At 69.4% G+C, this 16155-nt stretch carries 17 protein-coding genes; 9 read left to right on the top strand and 8 right to left on the bottom strand.

The window, feature by feature from the left end:
• The first annotated feature begins 68 nt into the window (after window positions 1–68).
• A complete protein-coding gene (locus ACTWLT_RS11990) occupies window positions 69–509 on the top strand; it encodes a hypothetical protein (RefSeq protein ID WP_445318423.1) in 441 nt (146 codons plus the stop codon).
• A gap of 40 nt (window positions 510–549) precedes the next feature.
• Here ACTWLT_RS11990 and ACTWLT_RS11985 read toward each other — a convergent pair whose 3' ends face one another.
• On the bottom strand, window positions 550–1059 hold the full coding sequence (locus ACTWLT_RS11985) for a DM13 domain-containing protein (RefSeq protein ID WP_445318422.1): 510 nt from the start codon (window positions 1057–1059) through the stop codon (window positions 550–552).
• A gap of 418 nt (window positions 1060–1477) precedes the next feature.
• On the opposite strand from ACTWLT_RS11985, the gene ACTWLT_RS11980 reads away from it, so the two are divergent.
• Complete coding sequence (locus ACTWLT_RS11980) at window positions 1478–2176, top strand: alpha/beta hydrolase (protein ID WP_445318421.1); 699 nt, start codon at window positions 1478–1480, stop codon at window positions 2174–2176.
• Here the strand turns inward: ACTWLT_RS11980 and ACTWLT_RS11975 are convergent.
• Window positions 2154–3176: a hypothetical protein gene (locus ACTWLT_RS11975; protein ID WP_445318420.1), complete on the bottom strand. Its 1023-nt coding sequence runs from the start codon at window positions 3174–3176 to the stop codon at window positions 2154–2156. The two genes, ACTWLT_RS11980 and ACTWLT_RS11975, sit on opposite strands and share 23 nt — an antisense overlap.
• A gap of 290 nt (window positions 3177–3466) precedes the next feature.
• On the opposite strand from ACTWLT_RS11975, the gene ACTWLT_RS11970 reads away from it, so the two are divergent.
• The gene (locus ACTWLT_RS11970) at window positions 3467–4261 is read left to right on the top strand and encodes an MBL fold metallo-hydrolase (protein ID WP_445318419.1); all 795 of its coding nucleotides are present in this window, start codon (window positions 3467–3469) and stop codon (window positions 4259–4261) included.
• 98 nt (window positions 4262–4359) lie between these two features.
• On the opposite strand, the gene ACTWLT_RS11965 is transcribed toward ACTWLT_RS11970, so the two are convergent.
• From ACTWLT_RS11965 to ACTWLT_RS11955, 3 genes are all read right to left on the bottom strand, one after another.
• Window positions 4360–5550 carry an amidohydrolase family protein gene (locus tag ACTWLT_RS11965; RefSeq protein ID WP_445318418.1) on the bottom strand — a complete coding sequence of 397 codons (1191 nt, stop codon included), beginning with the start codon at window positions 5548–5550 and terminating at the stop codon, window positions 4360–4362.
• 92 nt (window positions 5551–5642) lie between these two features.
• Window positions 5643–6284: a GNAT family N-acetyltransferase gene (locus tag ACTWLT_RS11960; protein ID WP_445318417.1), complete on the bottom strand. Its 642-nt coding sequence runs from the start codon at window positions 6282–6284 to the stop codon at window positions 5643–5645.
• Window positions 6285–6371: 87 nt separating this feature from the next.
• Window positions 6372–6581, bottom strand: coding sequence for a hypothetical protein (locus ACTWLT_RS11955; RefSeq protein ID WP_445318416.1), 210 nt, complete (start codon window positions 6579–6581; stop codon window positions 6372–6374).
• Window positions 6582–7213: 632 nt separating this feature from the next.
• On the opposite strand from ACTWLT_RS11955, the gene ACTWLT_RS11950 reads away from it, so the two are divergent.
• Entirely contained in the window at window positions 7214–7690 is a 477-nt protein-coding gene (locus ACTWLT_RS11950) for a hypothetical protein (RefSeq protein ID WP_445318415.1), read from the top strand.
• A 170-nt stretch (window positions 7691–7860) separates the two neighbouring features.
• Here the strand turns inward: ACTWLT_RS11950 and ACTWLT_RS11945 are convergent, their stop codons facing one another.
• Entirely contained in the window at window positions 7861–9090 is a 1230-nt protein-coding gene (locus ACTWLT_RS11945; RefSeq protein ID WP_445318414.1) for a trypsin-like serine peptidase, read from the bottom strand.
• A 214-nt stretch (window positions 9091–9304) separates the two neighbouring features.
• Entirely contained in the window at window positions 9305–11152 is a 1848-nt protein-coding gene (locus ACTWLT_RS11940; protein ID WP_445318413.1) for a glycoside hydrolase family 15 protein, read from the bottom strand.
• 169 nt (window positions 11153–11321) lie between these two features.
• Between ACTWLT_RS11940 and ACTWLT_RS11935 the strand changes: the two genes are divergently transcribed.
• The 3 genes from ACTWLT_RS11935 (at window position 11322) to ACTWLT_RS11925 (ending at window position 14374) form a co-directional block, all read left to right on the top strand.
• Window positions 11322–11756, top strand: a complete 435-nt coding sequence (locus ACTWLT_RS11935) for a glutaredoxin domain-containing protein (RefSeq protein WP_252417655.1) — start codon at window positions 11322–11324, stop codon at window positions 11754–11756.
• A gap of 165 nt (window positions 11757–11921) precedes the next feature.
• A complete protein-coding gene (locus ACTWLT_RS11930; protein WP_445318412.1) occupies window positions 11922–13361 on the top strand; it encodes an APC family permease in 1440 nt (479 codons plus the stop codon).
• On the top strand, window positions 13358–14374 hold the full coding sequence (locus tag ACTWLT_RS11925) for an acetamidase/formamidase family protein (RefSeq protein WP_445318411.1): 1017 nt from the start codon (window positions 13358–13360) through the stop codon (window positions 14372–14374). The genes ACTWLT_RS11930 and ACTWLT_RS11925 overlap by 4 nt, the downstream gene beginning before the upstream one ends.
• Window position 14375: 1 nt before the next feature.
• Here the strand turns inward: ACTWLT_RS11925 and ACTWLT_RS11920 are convergent, their stop codons facing one another.
• Complete coding sequence (locus ACTWLT_RS11920) at window positions 14376–14873, bottom strand: DUF1877 family protein (RefSeq protein WP_445318410.1); 498 nt, start codon at window positions 14871–14873, stop codon at window positions 14376–14378.
• Between ACTWLT_RS11920 and ACTWLT_RS11915 the strand changes: the two genes are divergently transcribed.
• Entirely contained in the window at window positions 14860–15279 is a 420-nt protein-coding gene (locus ACTWLT_RS11915) for a DNA polymerase ligase N-terminal domain-containing protein (protein ID WP_445318409.1), read from the top strand. The genes ACTWLT_RS11920 and ACTWLT_RS11915 overlap by 14 nt on opposite strands.
• 156 nt (window positions 15280–15435) lie before the next feature.
• The gene (locus tag ACTWLT_RS11910; protein WP_445318408.1) at window positions 15436–16152 is read left to right on the top strand and encodes an alpha/beta fold hydrolase; all 717 of its coding nucleotides are present in this window, start codon (window positions 15436–15438) and stop codon (window positions 16150–16152) included.
• The last annotated feature ends 3 nt before the right edge of the window (window positions 16153–16155 follow it).

Below are 16155 nucleotides of genomic sequence, written 5' to 3'. Positions count from 1 at the left end.
TGACGCGCTGACGACCGTGCCCGCCTCCTCTGTGGGGCGGGCACGGTCACCGCCAGAGAGGACACCCGATGCCCCGACGGCTGACTCGCCTGGAGACCGAGGTGCTCGTCTTTCGGCGCATGATCGTGCTGCTGGACGACGAGGGCGACTACGAGGCGTCCGGCCAGGAATGGTTGTCGGTCTCCCCGAACTGCGTCATCGCGTTCAGCGCCGGTGCCACCGACCATTTCGCCAGTGTCACTCTGGAGATCTGGGACGGGCCGCCGCCCCCGCTCGACGGGTGGGAGAGCAGCCAGGCGGGACGCGTCCGGCTGGACAGCGGCTACCTGCAGGTTCAGCCAACCGACACGCATGTTCTCCGGATCGGGCCAGCAGGCCGGTACGAGGTGCGGGCGTACAGCGCCGGGCGGTCCCGAATCGCTGCCCTGACGCCACGATCGGGCATCGAGGAACTACGCGGCGTGGAGTCGTTCCTGTTCCAGTTCTGGCCGGCCGAGCCGTCCAGCTGAACGGCACCTGGATTCTGGCGTCTGAAATCGGGCGGCGTGGTCAGGTGGTCGTGAGTTCGGCGGCCCCGAAGGAGACCGCGAATCGCTTGCACCAGATGGAGACGCTGCGAAAGTCTCGCGGGTCAACCGATGCCGCCAGCTCGTACACCTGGTCGCCCCGATTGCCCTTGAGCCTTGCCAGCTCGACCCATTCGCCGTCATCGAACACGCGCCAGCCGGCCGTGCCTCGGGTCACCGGCTGGTCGGTCAGCCACACCCGCAGGTCCGGACCGTTCGACGTGTCCAGGTCTCGAATGACGAGCTGGTGGCGCCCGTCGGCGAGCCGGACGATCTCGGCACTGCCGGTCGTCTTGTGCTCGTGAGTGACGAACTCGCCGGCGGCCAGGATCTCGTTCCCCGCTGGTGTGGCGGCCGAGGCCGCGTGGGGCGGGGTCGCGGACGCCGGAGTGGTGGTGGCTGGTGTCGTCCCTGTGGGGGGAAGTGCGTCGTCGACGTATGTGTCGGTAAACAGCTTCCACGGCTGGAACCAGTAGGCAGCCACAATCGCCATGACGACAGCGGAGGCGAGACCGGCCCGTACCAACCGTGACCGGAAGATCCTTTTTCTCACCCCCGCAGCGTACGACCACCGCAGCCGTCGAACTGGCCGCGAACCCTTTCGGAACCCTTACGACGTGCGCCTCCGCTCCGATCGGCACTTCCGGCTCTTGGCCTGCCCTGTGGTACGGCCGGACCTGGTACAGCCGGCTTTCCAGATCTCGCTGACAGAATTCTCATCCGCTCTGAATACTGGATGCTGCACCGCTCCCACGGCCGGGAGTGCGGGCCCGTACGCGGCCGCCAACGAACGCCCTGTCGAAACATCCTCGTCGTCCGGTTTGCGCTATCACGTCCAGCGGATAGCGGGGCCTCTCGAAAGGAATGCCGAGATGAACGCCGCTTCTGACATGTCTGCCCAGGAGGCAGGGATGCCGACCATCGTGCTCGTCCACGGGGCATTCGCCGACTCGTCGAGTTGGAATGGGGTGATCGCTCACCTCAAGCGGCGGGGTTACCCGGTCATTGCCATCGCGAACCCACTGCGCGGTGTGCAGAAGGACGCCGCTTACGTTCGATCTGTTGTGGACACCGTCTCCGGCCCGGTCGTGATGGCCGCTCATTCGTACGGCGGATCAGTAATGACCGAGGCTGCGGATGGTGCCTCCAACGTGAAGGCTCTGGTGTACGTCGCCAGCGTGAGCCCGGACGTCGGCGAAAGCGTGGCCCAGTTGACCACCAAGTTCCCGGGAAGCGCGCTCCTCACGTCCATCAAGATGGTGCCTTTCCCCCTCGACGAGGGTGGCACGGCCACGGAGCAGTACATCTATCAGGACAAGTTCCCGGCGGTGTTCGCCGCCGACGTCGACCTCGAAACCGCTGAGCTGATGGCGGTGACGCAGCGGCCGCCCACCGAAGCCGCCCAGACGGAGAGTGTGACCAAGGCCGCCTGGAAGACGATCCCGTCCTGGACCCTGATCACCACCCAGGACATGGGGGTTCCGCCGGACCTGCAGCGCTTCATGGCCAAGAGGGCCGGGTCCACGACGGTCGAGATCGACGCGTCCCACGCCGTGGCAGTCTCTCAACCCGGCCCGGTCGCAGACCTCATCGACACCGCTGCCCGCTAGGTGCGGCACCCGGCCGGCACGCGTCTCCGAGCGAGACCTCGGTGTTCGTGGCTCGCTCCTGACGAGGCCGGGTGGTGATGGCGTAGCCGGTGGTGGTGACGCCCAGTGCCACTCCCCAGCCGAGGAACACCAGCAGGGTGGCGCTCACCGCCCATCCCTCCCGCACATCCGACCAGTGCGTGTCCCCGGTGAGTACCTGCCTCACGAGCACCGCGGCGCTCAAGACGCTGTAGGTCACCAGCGTGAGCGCCACCACCCCGGCGGGGGTCACCGCCAGGAGCCGGGGGACCGGGCGCCCCCGCAGTCCCGGCACCCAGCGTGGGAACTGCTGACCCCAGCGCTGTATCAACCCGAGAACGAGCAGGCCGGCGAGCGGCGGGACGAGGGTGATCGCCACGCCGGTCCAGGTCGAGAGGCTCCGGTGGATGTCATCCAGTTCCCGCTGGGAAATCCCGAACGGAACGCCGAGCACCCACAGCCCGTGCGGCACGGCCCAGCCGACCACCGGCAGAGCGACCGCCACGTACGCCCAGCGGCGGGTCCACCGCGGCACCGGCTGGTATCCGGCCGCCTGCGCTCCGCGCTGCGGAGCGCAGGCGTTGGCGAGCCCGGCGAACAGGAGACCGCCGGTCGCCAGCGCGAGCCGTGCGCCGAGGTCGCGCCAGTCCGAGGGGCGTCCCGCCAACGCCGCAGGGATCTCGAAGAGCAGATGCAGCGGGAACGCGAGGACCAGGAGCAGCGCGGCCGCCGCCCAACTGCCGGCGGCCGGGTAGCGGCCGGGGAACCGGACCGCGTACACGACCAGCACCGCGAGGGCGGCACCGACTCCCACCGCTCCCCACCCCGCCGAGAACGGCAGTGTCCCGACCTGGTTCGCGCCGCATCCGCCCGTCGGGTCGACAAGATTGGTGCGGTCGCAGGCGGTGTACCCCCACCGGCCACCCGCGATCCAGTACGCCCGCACCGTCAGCTCGGCGACGACGAACACGACGCAGGCCACCGCCCACGGCCGGACTTGAGGAGCGGCAGTTTGTCGGGGGGAACGAGCCGAAAGACCTGACATGCCAACCCCCTGTGGATCGTCCTGACGACGTGCCGGATTCGTGGCCGCGCGGCGTTCCGGGGCCTGCATGCGCCCTGGCCGTCGCCTCGCCGTCATCGCTTGACCATCTAATGCTCTGTGGCGACGGTCGGGGCTGTCCTCCCGGTAGAGGGGGGACGCGCTCCCTCCACCGGGGGAGTGCAGACCTGGAACGGCCCAGTTGTATGGGGTTGGAGGGGCGGTCCGGTGTGCGCGAGGACATTGTCGAGTGGGTGGGTGTGGACATGGTCGACTGGTATGCGCGGGCCGACATGGGTGGTGGCGTCATCCGGATCTCGGAACCGCACGTCAACGAGCTGGTGTCGGCGAACTTCTGGTGGTTGCGCGGCAACGATCGTGGCGTCGTGGTCGATGCCGGGCTCGGTGTCGTCGCGTTGCGGGAGGCGATTCCGGTCCTGTTCGAGCGGGATCCGATGGTCCTGCTCACCCACGCGCACCTGGATCATGTCGGTGGGGCGCCCGAGTTCGGTGACCGGGCAGCCCATCCCGCCGAGGCGGAGCTCCTGGCAGCGGGGATACCGGCGAGCCTGTACGGCGCGGAGCTCTACGACAAACTCGGGATCGACGCGGCGGGAGAACCAGTCCCGGAGCTCATGATCGGCGCCTTGCCCGCTCCCGGCTATGACCCGGGTACCTACCGGGTCGAACCGATGACCCTGAACCGCCTGCTCGACGACGGCGACCGAATCGACCTGGGTGGGCGAGTGCTGACTGTGCTGCACCTTCCCGGCCACACACCGGGAAGCGTCGCCGTGCTGGAGGAGCGCACCGGGACCTTGTATTCCGGCGATGTCATCTACGACGGTGCCTTGATCGACAACCTGCCGAACTCCGACGTGGCCGCCTATCGGCGAAGCCTGGAGTTCCTCGCCGACCTCGACGTGTCCGTCGTCCATCCCGGCCATGGGCACAGCTTCGACAGGACACGCCTTCGCCAGTTGGCCGAGACCTACCTGCGCGGGAAAGCCCAGGGTGGGCGGTAGCCGTAGGCGGCATCAGGCGCACCACCATGGCTGTCCCGTGCCTGTCTCCGACCTCGGTCTGTGTCTGTCAGCTGCTTCTGACAGATCCTCGGAATCAATCATCTGGTCACCGGGTCGCCGGCGCGGTACACGGCGAGCGGGCGGCGCAGTACGGTGATGTCGCTCGTCGGGTCGCCGTTCACGACCAGCAGGTCGGCGTCGAATCCGGAGCGGACCCGCCCCTTGCTCCGCGCGAGGCCACACACCTCGGCGCCGACCGAGGTGGCGGCGGCGAGGGCCGCGGTGGCGGGGACGCCGCACGCGACGTACTCGATGAGCGTCTCTGGCAGGATCCCGTGCGGCTTCGCCGGGCCGAGGCCCGCGTCCGAGCCGGCCACCAGGCGGACCCCGGCCCGGTGCAGGGTGGTGACGCCGTCGCGCAGCGTCGCCTCGCTGAGCCCCAGCCGCGCCGCCATCGCCACCACCTCCGGTGGCGTGACCACGGCAGGGTCGGTGCCGAGCGTCGCACAGACCGCCACGCCGGACGTGGCCAGGCGGTCCGCGAGCTCGTCGGGGACGCGGGCGCCCATCGCGCTCACGCACGTGCAGTGTTCGATGCCGTCGACACCGACGCGCAGCGCCTGCTCCACCGCGCTGAGCGCGTGCGCGTGCGCGGTCACCGGCAGGCCCAGGTCGTGCGCCCGGGTCAGCGCGGCGGTCAGCTCTTGGTCGGTGAACTGAGGCCGGGTGGTGTCGGTGCCGGGGGTGAACACCCCACCGCTGGCCATGACCTTCACCAGGTCAGCGCCGGCCTCCGCCCGCAGCCGCACGGCCTCGCGGATCCCGTCGACGCCGCTCGCCTCACCCCCCATCGACCAGCAGTGCCCGCCGACGCTGGTGACCGGCGCGCCCGACGCCACCACCGTTGGCAGATCGTCGCCCACCTCCCGGTCCCGCCACCGGAGCACGGCGCCGCGCCGGTCGCCCAGATCGCGAACCGCCGTGACGCCGGCCGCCAGGTGCGAGCGCAGTGACGCCTCGATGACCGCGTCGAGATCCGGCTCGGGACGCTCGGCGAGTCGGCCGAGAGCGTCGGGCCCAGCGTCGGCACACAGGTGCACGTGCGCATCGATCAAGCCGGGCAGCACGGTGCCGTCCGGGTCCTCGCGCACCGGCCAGCCCTCCGGCACCTCGGCCCGACCCCGGCGCACCTCGACGATGCGCCCGTCGTCCAGCAGGAGCAGCACCCCGCCGCCCACCAGCCGCTCGCCGTCGAACATCCGCGCCGCCCGGACAGCACGTCTCGTCATCGACCCTCCCCGTCACGTTGAGCCGTTTCGGCCAGACTCTCAGCTGACGGTGCTCCCGCACACGGGGCTCCGTCAGGCTGCCAATGAAATGCCTACGTATCGAGGAGCAGGGCTTCGGCTCCCACCGGTCGAAACCCGGCCGCCTGGAAGGCGCGCACACTGCGCGCGTTGCCGGCGGCCTGTTGTGCCCAGACCGGCTGTCCGGCGGGGACGAGATGCCGGACTGCTGTCGCCAGTGCCCGCCCCAGGCCCCGGCGGCGACATCCCTCGTCGACCTCGATCGCCGTCTCCCAGCGACCTGCTACGCCTCGGCCGAGAACGACCACTCCGCCGTCGGCCGCCCAGACGCGGACGTCATCACGGCGCTTACGTGCCCTGGCTTCGCGGGGATGACCGGCGTTCACAACCTCGTTCAGCTTCAGAGGGGGTGCACCCGGAAGAGGGCTCGCGACTGTCAGGAGGTCGATGGTGTCCGTGGACCGCCGCGTGCGGTCGAGCAGCGCAGCCAAGAAGCGTGGATTCATCGCGGCGGCCAGGCCGTCGCAGTCGAGAGCGGCCAGGGTGCGACGTACCCACTGGGGGTCTTCGTCGGTGAACACCACCGAGTGCGCGGTGAATGCGATCACTCCGGCATCGCGGTGGCTTGGCTGCGGTACGACGGTGGTCCCGCCGTCCGGCGGCGGGAAGCGCCCGTGTGCTGCCGCGTCCAGGATGTCGGCCAACGTGCTGCCCATGGTTGTCTCTCCTCTTGGGACTCGCCGGGTGCTGGAGGCGGGAGCTCCTTGCAGCGGGTGAACGTCCACGTGTGCGGCCAGTCAGCGTCAGTGTGTGGGCGGCGGTGCCGAAGCTCGCGCGCGCTCGGGTCGGGTCAGGCTGAGGTACGAGGTGGCGGCGACCAACAGGCCCAGGCCCCACAGGGTGTAGGCCGGCAGCACGACGGCCAGGAACCACGTCGCCCCGCTCACGTTGTTGCCGGTGGCCCAGGCGGTCATGCCGCCGACGCCGAAGTACGTGGTGAGGCCGGCACCCACGAATCTCCGGTGCCTTGCTCGACACGAAACCGTGCACGATCTCGGCGATGAAACGTGCCACGCATGCGACGACCGCCAGGTACCCGGCGACGTACGCCCAGGACGGCGAGGGATCGTCTCGCCGCTCGGCCGAACGGCCCTGAACGCGACCGCAGCTCTGGCAGGCGTCACCTGCCCGCCGTTGCGGCGATCCGTGGAGCGCCCCGGACGGCCCACCAGCCATGGACAACCGCGTACGTGGCGACCCACACCGCGGCGGCCGCTGGTCCCCACCCTCCCAGACCCATCGACGCCGGAACCCGTCAACCACGAAGACCACCATGGACCGATGATCGCTGGCGATGGATGGTCTCTCCTCCCCGCCGCAGGGGAGTGCGCTGCCTCTGCCGGGGGATTGGCCGTCCTTGGCGGTCCTCGGCCTGCTCGAGCACCACGGTCAGCGGGTCCAAGCTCCTGGTCGAGGTATCAAGAGCCACCCCCGCTCTTGAGGCGGCGGACTGGCCGGCTTGACCGCGGTGAGTCGGCCCCCACGGTCCCCCTGAGCGAGGGAATCAGGTGGCTCTCCCGGGGGAGGTCGGTCGCGGGCGCTCCGGGAAAGGTGATGGGCATTCGACGAATGGAGGGAGGGAGCCATGAGCCTCACCCATGCCCGCCCGTCCCGCTGGGCGGTTGCCGCTGCCTACGCCGTGCCGCTCTGTGTTCTACCGTCAGCCATCTGGCGTTTGACCGGAGCTACGGGCAGCACTGTCGGCTGGTATCTGACCACCCTGTCCGTCCTGTCCATGGCCCTCGCCATCCTGACACTCGGGCTCGTTCACCAGTGGGGCCAGCGTCTTCCCCGCTGGCTCGGCGGCAGACCAATTCCGCCTCGCGCCGTGACACGGCTGGCGATCAGTGGCGGCCTACTGCTCGTGGCCATCTGCGCCTACTTCCTCCTGAACCAGGCGTTCCACTTCGTCGATCGGGGTTGGAGCCCGGCCGCGATGCAGGACGCGGTCGTGCACGAGCGGCCGGGCTGGGACACCTTGCGGTACTACGTTCCACTGCTGGCCTGGGGCCCGCTGTTGATGGCCGTCGGCCTTGACCATCGCAGGCGTGCCCTGCGGTGAAGGCGACCAGAGTGACGGCTGCGGGCCCGGGCGCCACGCCCGACACCGAGAGTGGACGCTGACCGGCGTCCGTCTCGATGGCCGAGGTTGTCGAGGCCGAGCGGCGAGGACGCCGATCGGCCGCCGAGGCGCACATCGCGCCTCGGCGGCCCATCGGTTCGGTTGTCGCCTCAGCCGTTGTCGATCAGGCTGGCGATCTCGTTGTAGATCAGGTGCGCCTTCGCGCCCTGGTTGGACGGGCAGCCGCCCAGGTGGTGCAGGGCGATCACACGGTGGCTGGCGTTCAGCACCGGCGAACCCGAGTTGCCGCCGGACGTGTCACAGCTGTAGCTGATGTTCCAGGTGTTGTAGTTGGCGTTCCGGACGGTGCAGGTCGCGCCGTTCTGGGTGTCCTCGTAGATCGACAGGCGCTTCGGGCTGCCGTCGCCGTGCCCGGGCACGTACATCCGGGTGCCGTTGCTGGTGGCGGTGGTCGCCAGGTACAGCGTGCCGAATCCCTGGATGGAGGCGAAGTTGTTGACCGAGAACAGGGCGTAGTCCAGCTCGCCGGAGCCGCCGCTGCTCACCTTGTAGAGGGTCGCGCCGCTGACCTTGGTGCCGGCGCCGGGGTTCCCGCCGCCGCAGGTGGCGCACTGGTAGTTGAACTGCATCTCGCTGCCGCTGACGGCGGACTGCGTGGAGAAGCAGTGCTTGTTCGTCAGCATCCGGTTGGTGTCGCCGACCCGCCAGGTGGTGCACAGTCCACCGCCGCTGATCAGCAGGCGCGCCACCGCCCTGCCGCGGGCGTACTCGGTGGGGTGGCTGTTCTGGTAGCAGACCACGTCCCGTCTGGCGTCGGTGCTGCACACGGACTGGATGGAGAAGTTGTGCTGGGTGACCTCCGTGCGGTCGTATCCGCGCCAGAACCGGTCGATGGTGGCCGCGCTGCCACGTGAGGGGCGGCTGCTGTGCAGCGTCACCACGGCGGTGTCACCCTCCACCGACATGGCCCAGAAGCCCGGCTGTCCGTCGGTGGTGTAGTCCGAACCGGTCGCCCGGTTCAGGTGGCGGTCGTACCGGTAGCTCTCCTTGCCGTCGCGGCTCGACACCGTGACGTAGTCGCCCTGGCCCAGACGCAGCGAGCTGAAGTGGACCTTGACGTAGGTGGCGCCGGGGTGCTGAATGATCTGAGTCCTGCCGTCACTGGCGTAGGACAGCGAGCTGTCGACGGTGCGGAGTTCACCGACCGTGGTCACACCCTCGGCCGAGAATTGGTTCGATTCCGGTGCCCGCTCGGATTGCGGGGCGAGAGGCCGAGCCGAGTACGCCTCGGCGGCGGGTACCGACAGCAGGCTCAGCCCGAGTGTGCAGGCAGCGAGCGCGACCGCCCCCGTTCGTAGGCGGCGCAGGGCATGTTTCATCTGTCGCTCCTCCCCAGGAACCAGCACCGAGACGTGCTTCAGCCTTCATACCGGAGACCGCTCATTACATGCAAGCTCATCGATGTAATGGCTACCTGCCGCGTCGCTTCCCGCGCCTCACTTCCATGGGATGCGCCCCGATGTGTGGCAAATGAGCTGCCTGCTCGCGACCCGGTCCGATCCAGGTCGCAACCGTCTCGGGACTGAGGCCGCTCTACCGGCGGCGCCGGGCGTCGGCCTCGGCGTCGAGCAGGTCGTTCAGTGCCAGTGCCGAGTTGATCAGGGAGAGGTGACTGAACGCCTGCGGGTAGTTGCCGATCTGCTCCCCGGTCGAGGCGATCTCCTCGGCGTACAGGCCGAGGTGGTTGCTGAAGGTGAACATCTTCTCGAAGGTGAGCCGGGCGTCGTCCAACCGACCGGAGCGGGCCAGCGCCTCGACGTACCAGAACGTGCACATGTTGAAGGTGCCCTCGTGCCCGGGAAGGCCGTCGGGGGAGTGGACCGGGTCGTACCGGTGGACCAGGCTGTCGGAGACCAGTTCGCGCTCGATCGCCTTCAGGGTCGACTGCCAGAGGGGGTCGCTCGGCGTCACGAAGCCGACCGCCGGCATGGCGAGCAGGGCCGCGTCCAGCACGTTCTCGTCGTACGCCTGCACGAAGCTGCCGCGTGCGTGGTGGTATCCGCGGGCCATGACCTGGTTGTAGATCCTGTTGCGCTGCTCCGACCAGCAGGTGAGGTCGCCTGGGCGGCCCGTGCGGGTGGCGAGGCGGATGGCCCGGTCCAGCGCGACCCAGGACATCACCCGGCCGAAGGTGTAGTTGCGGGGGTGGTGGCGGCTCTCCCAGATGCCGGCGTCGGGCTGGTCCCAGTGGTGGCAGAGCCAGTCCACGAGTCGGACCGTGCTCTTCCACACCTGGTGCGAGACGCGGATGCCCTGTTCGTCGGCGAGGTGCATGGCGTACAGGGCCTCGCCGTGGATGTCGAGTTGGAGCTGGTCGGCGGCGCCGTTGCCGATCCGCACCGGTCGGGAGCCCCGGTAGCCCTCCAGGTGGTCGAGAATCTCCTCGTGCAGGTCGGAGGAGCCGTCCACCCGATACATGATCTTCAGCGGGTCCTGGTGGTCACCGGCCTCGCGGATCCGCTCGTCCAGCCAGTCCATGTATCGGCTGACCTCCTCGGTGAAGCCGAGGCCGAGCAGCGCGTGCACCGAGAACGACGTGTCGCGTACCCAGGTGTAGCGGTAGTCCCAGTTGCGGGTGCCGCCGACCAGCTCGGGCAGCGCGGCGGTGGGCGCGGCGATCATCGCGCCGGTCGGCGCGTACGTCATGAGCTTCAGCGTGATGGCCGAGCGCTCGACCATCTCCCGCCACCGCCCGGTGTATCGGGAACGCTCGACCCAGCGTCGCCAGTAGTCCCGGGTCCACTCGAACATCCCCTGGACCTCTCCCGGCGGGATGACCCGTGGCTCCGTGCCAACCGTCTCCAGGACCACACCGCCGGTGTCGCCCTCGTTCAGGGTGCCGTACGCGACCAGGTCGCCGTCCTCCAGGCGGACGTCGCCTCCCTGCGACATGAGCTGCCGCACCGGGTCGACCGGGTTGAAGGTCAGCGCCGCTGACCGGCTGCGGAAGACGTACCCGTTGCGGTGGCGCTCCAGCTGGTGCTCATCCCGCGCGTAGTTGAACCGGGGCCGGCACTCGACCCGGAACCGCATGCTGCCCCGGACCATGTTGACCATGCGGACCAGGCGGTGCGAGTCAGTGGCCCGTTCGCCGGTGACCGGCATGAAGTCCATCACCTCGGCGACGCCGTCCGCGCTGATGAACCGGGTGATCAGGATCGGGGTGCCAGGCAGGTAGAGCTGCTTGGTGACGTACCGGACGTCGTGCGGGGCGATGCGGAAGTAGCCACCCCGCTCGCGGTCCAGCAGGGCGGCGAAGATGCTCGGCGAGTCGAAGCGCGGCGCGCAGAACCAGTCGATCGTTCCGTCGCACGTCACCAGCGCGGCGGTCTGCAGGTCACCGATGAGCCCGTGATCCTCGATCGCCGGATAGCTCTCCACGTCGCCTCCCGGTCTCGACAGCCTCCTGCGCAGTAACCTAAGGGAGGAATTGTCAAGTTTTGGTCGATTCGTGGTGCGCCACCCACTCGCGCGCCCTGGCGCGCCCGGCCAGCCCGGAGGGTGCGGGCCGATGATGCGGGAGACCGCCCGCGCCCGGTAAGGTCCCCGCGTGCTGCGGCGGTGGACCCTGACGATCCTGATGGCGGCGTGCGGCGTGCTGGTCTTCGTGGCGCAACTGGCCGCCGGTCTGCCCGTCGTCGGCAGCGTCGAGTTGCTGATCTTCTTGGCGCTGGCACTGCTGCTGTCGCCGTGGGCCTTCCCCCGCTCGGTGGACGCCGCCGAGGCGCAGCGGGCCAGCGCGGCCGACGGCCGGCCGATCGTGTACTGGCGCCCCGGCTGTCGTTACTGCCTCCAGCTCCGGTTCTCCCTTGGCCGGCTCGCCCGGCGGGCGCACTGGGTGGACATCTGGCACGACCCGGCGGGTGCTGCCGCCGTCCGGGCGGTGGCCGGTGGCAACGAGACCGTGCCCACCGTCGTGCTCGGCGGTCAGGCTGTCGTGAACCCCGACCGGGCCTGGCTTCGCGAGCAGCTCCGCTCGTCCTGAGCACGCACGGCGCCCGGCGAGCATCGAAGGACGGCGCCGCCTGTACCCGGACCTCGACTTTTCCTGGGTCGCGAATTCGCGATGTTCTCAATCCAGGCACGCAGACCTAGCTGATCGTCGATGTCTGGACTAACGTGCGGCCTCACCAGATCAAGGAGGCGTGCCGTGACTCAACCTCCCGACCCATCCGAGACAGTCGCCCAGGTCGAACGGTTCGGCTACCGGCAGGAACTGACCCGGACCCTCAGCTTCACCGATCTGCTCATCTACGGACTGATCTTCATGGTGCCGATCGCCCCCTTCGGCATCTTCGGCAGCGTGTACGCCGGCTCCGGCGGCATGGTCGCGCTGGCCTACATCATCGGCATGGTGGCGATGATGTTCACCGCCCTGTCGTACGCGCAGATGGTCCGCGCGTTCCCCATGGCCGGCTCCGTCTACAGCTACGCCGGTCGGGGCATCGCACCGCCCGTCGGCTTCCTCGCCGGCTGGGTGATCCTGCTCGACTACGTCCTCGTGCCCGGTCTGCTCTACCTGGTGGCCAGCGTGGCCATGCACTCCCTCGTGCCCGGCGTGCCGGTGTGGGCGTGGCTGGCGGCCTTCGTCGTGCTCAACACCGTCGTCAACTACTTCGGCATCCGGATGACCGCCCGGGTCAACCGGGTGATGCTCGCCGCCGAGCTGGTCATCCTCGTGATCTTCCTGGTCGTCGGCGTGGTCGCGCTGGCGCAGGGCAAGGGTGCGGGCTTCTCGCTCCGGCCACTGTTCGACGCGGACACCTTCTCCTGGCCGCTGGTCTTCGGCGCGGTGTCGATCGCGGTGCTCTCCTTCCTCGGCTTCGACGGGATCTCCATGCTGGCCGAGGAGAGCCGCGAGGAGGCCCGGCAGATCGGCCGGGCGATGGTCGCGGCGCTGCTGCTGGCCGGTGCCCTGTTCGTCGTGCAGACGTGGGTCGCGGCCCTGCTGGTGCCGGACGCGCCCGGCCTGCTCGACAACGGCGACCCCGAGGGAACCGCGTTCTACGACGCGGCCCGGGCGGCCGGCGGGGGCTGGCTGGCCGGGCTGACCGCCCTGGCCACCGCGATCGCCTGGGGCTTCGCCAACTCCCTGGTCGCGCAGGCCGCGACCTCCCGACTGCTGTACGCGATGGCCCGCGACCGGCAGATGCCGCGCTTCCTCGCCCGGATCAACCCGAAACACAAGGTGCCGGCCCACGCCACCCTGCTGGTCGCCGCGATCTCCCTGGCGCTCGGCCTCTACATGGCCAGCCGGGACGACGGCATCTCGCTGCTGTCCACACTGGTCAACTTCGGTGCCATGACGGCGTTCCTCGCGCTGCACGTCTCCGTCGTGACCCACTACGTCGTGCGCAACGGCAGCCGGGACTGGTTGCGACACCTGGTGGTGCCGGTGATCGGGTTCCTGATCCTGCTCTACGTCGTGATCAACGCCAAGGTCGCCGCCCAGGTGCTCGGCTTCGTCTGGCTGGGCGTCGGGCTGCTGGTCCTGCTGGCCTTCTACCTGACGGGCCGGCGTCCCGAACTGCCCGCGCTCGTCGACGTCGCCCACGACAGCACCGACCAGCCAGTGAAGGAGCCGCAGTGAACACGGACGTGGTGAAGTACCGGCCGGAGCCGGACGAACTCTCCTACACCTTCGGCGGGCGCGAGGCGGTGCTGCGGGTGCGACCGGGCACGATCCTCGAGCTGTACACCGAGGACTGCTTCGGCGGCCGCGTCCGGAGCACCGACGACCTGCCGTCGCAGGTCTGCCAGTTCCCGTACCTCAACCCGGTGACCGGGCCGATCCACGTCGAGGGAGCCGAGCCCGGGGACACCCTCGCCGTGCACTTCATCTCCATCGAGCCGGCCCGGGACTGGGCCGTGTCCACCACCTTCCCGCACTTCGGCGCGCTCACCGGCACCCACACCACGGCGACCCTGCAACCCCCACTCGACGAGGTGGTCTGGCGGTACGACGTCGACGTCGCCGCGGGCACGGCGACGTACCGGGCACGCCGGGGCGACTACACCGTGGCGCTGCCCCTGGATCCGATGCACGGCACCGCGGGGGTCGCACCCGGTGCTTTCGAGGCGCGGATGACGATCACCCCGGACGCGCACGGCGGCAACATGGACACCCCGGAGCTGCGGGCCGGAGTCACCGCGTACTTCGGCGTGAACGTGTCGGGAGCGCTCTTCGCACTCGGTGACGGGCACTGCCGGCAGGGCCATGGCGAGGTGTGCGGCACCGGCATCGAGGCGGCCATGAACACCACGGTCGTGGTGGACGTCGTCAAGGGGGTCGGCACACCGTGGCCGCGGCTGGAGTCGGACGACGCACTGATGTCCACCGGCTCGGCCCGTCCGCTGGAGGACGCCTACCGGATCAGCCAGCACGACCTGGTCACCTGGACCGCCGAGCTGGTGGGGCTGGACCAGCTCGACGCGTACCAGCTGGTCAGCCAGGCCGGTGAGGCTCCGGTCGGCAACGTGTGCGACCCGAACTACACGATGGTGGCGAAGGTGGACAAGCGCTATCTGGGCGGCGTCGGCGGGTACGACGGGGTGCACGGCCGGCTGCGTGAGACGGCCCGCCGTTTTCTGACCCACCGCTGATCTAGTACCAGAAGGCTTTGACCACGGCGTCTCCCGCTCGCGCCGCCCGCTGGTAGAAGGCACGCAGGGCGTTGTGATGACCGAGGTAGATGTTGCTGGCCGCGTTCTCGTCCTCCCATCCGGTGTACGGCGCGGAGAGGCTCCTTTCTGCGATGCGCCAGCGGTCGTCGAAGGAAAGGGTCCGGAGGAAGTCGGCGGTCCTCCGAACGTCAGCCGGTTCGAGGATGACGATCGGTGGTTCGTCTTCAGCCGGGCTGTGTAGGTGACGCCCGCCGAAGATCGGCAGGTTGTTGGCTGCGTTCGTGCCGTCGCCGTCGTCCACGGCCATGGTGTAGAGCTCGTGGACGTGGCCGAAGTCCTTGTCAATGGAATCGGCGATGCCAGCCGCGTACTCCTCCTGGTGCGCACTCCAGGCGGCAGACATGAAGGCAAGCAGCGACGGGAAATCCTCTGGGACCTGGTTGGTGGCGGTGGCCCGCAGGTGCATGTGGAAGCTCACCGTGCTACTCCTTGCCCCGTCGCCGTCTGTGGCGTCGACAATGGTAAGAGTGCCGCCCGCCTTCGTCCTGCACCACCACCGCAAACCACGTCCGCATTTTGACCTGCGGCTCGAGGAGGACGGTGTGCTGCGCTCGTGGGCGGTGCCTCGCGGCCTGCCGGACAGTCCCAGCGACAACCGGCTCGCGATCGCCGTGCCCGACCATCACCTCGATCACCTCACCTACGAGGACGCCGACAAGTCGATCGCCGACATCGGCACGTGGGAGGAGCACGACCGCACCGACCGCCGGATGCTGTTCACGTTGCACGGCCGCACCGGCCGCCGGCGGTACGCGCTCATCCGCACCGGCGAGGGGTGGCTGCTCCACCTGACGAAAGAGCAGCCTCCGGACGAGCGCAGATAGAAGTTCCCGAGGTCCGCCCGTCCCCGGTCACGCCACTGGGGCCACCGTCGCCCCGGCGGCCAGTGGATCGGACGTTTCACCCTCGGGTAACGGGTATTCACGCGTGCCGGCGCGGCCGGCGCCTGAACAGTGTCACGGAGCAAGGGAGTGCGTGTCATGTCCGATTCGCAGCCCACCATCGTCCTCGTGCACGGCGCGTTCGCCGAGTCGGCGAGCTGGAACGGTGTGATCGAGCGGCTGGGCGCCGCGTACGACGTGGTGGCCGCCGCCAACCCGCTGCGGAGCGTCGCAGGCGACGCCGCCTACGTGCGGGACGTGATGCGCGGCATCGGCGGCCCGGTCATCCTCGTCGGTCACTCGTACGGCGGCATGGTGATCACGCAGGCCGCGGCTGACGAATCGTTGGTGCAGGCCCTCGTGTACGTCAACGCCCTCTGCCCGGACACCGGTGAGTCGGCGCTGTCGCTGTCGGCGAAGTTCCCCGGCAGTACGCTCGCCGACACACTGGTGCAGTACCCGGTGTCGACCGGTGGCAACGAGGTGGCGATCGGCCAGGACGCCTACCACGCGCAGTTCGCCGCGGACGTGCAGGCCGACCTGGCCGCGCTCATGGCCCGGACCCAGCGTCCGATCACCGAACAAGCCCTGAATGACGGACTCTCCGGCGACCCCGCCTGGCGATTGCTGCCCAGCTGGTTCGTGTTCGGGGACGCCGACAACAACATCCCGGTCGCCGCGCACCGGTTCATGGCCGAGCGGGCCGACCCGCGGGGCCAGCGCGAGGTCGCTGGCGGCTCGCACGCGATGGCGGTGTTCCGGCCGAGCGAGGTCGCTGAGACGATCATCGAGGCGGTCCGGGGCGTGAGCGCCTGACGT

This window comes from Micromonospora yongxingensis, from assembly GCF_052601155.1.
Note: the sequence above shows the minus strand (reverse complement) of the source record. Positions and strands in the feature narration are given on the sequence as shown.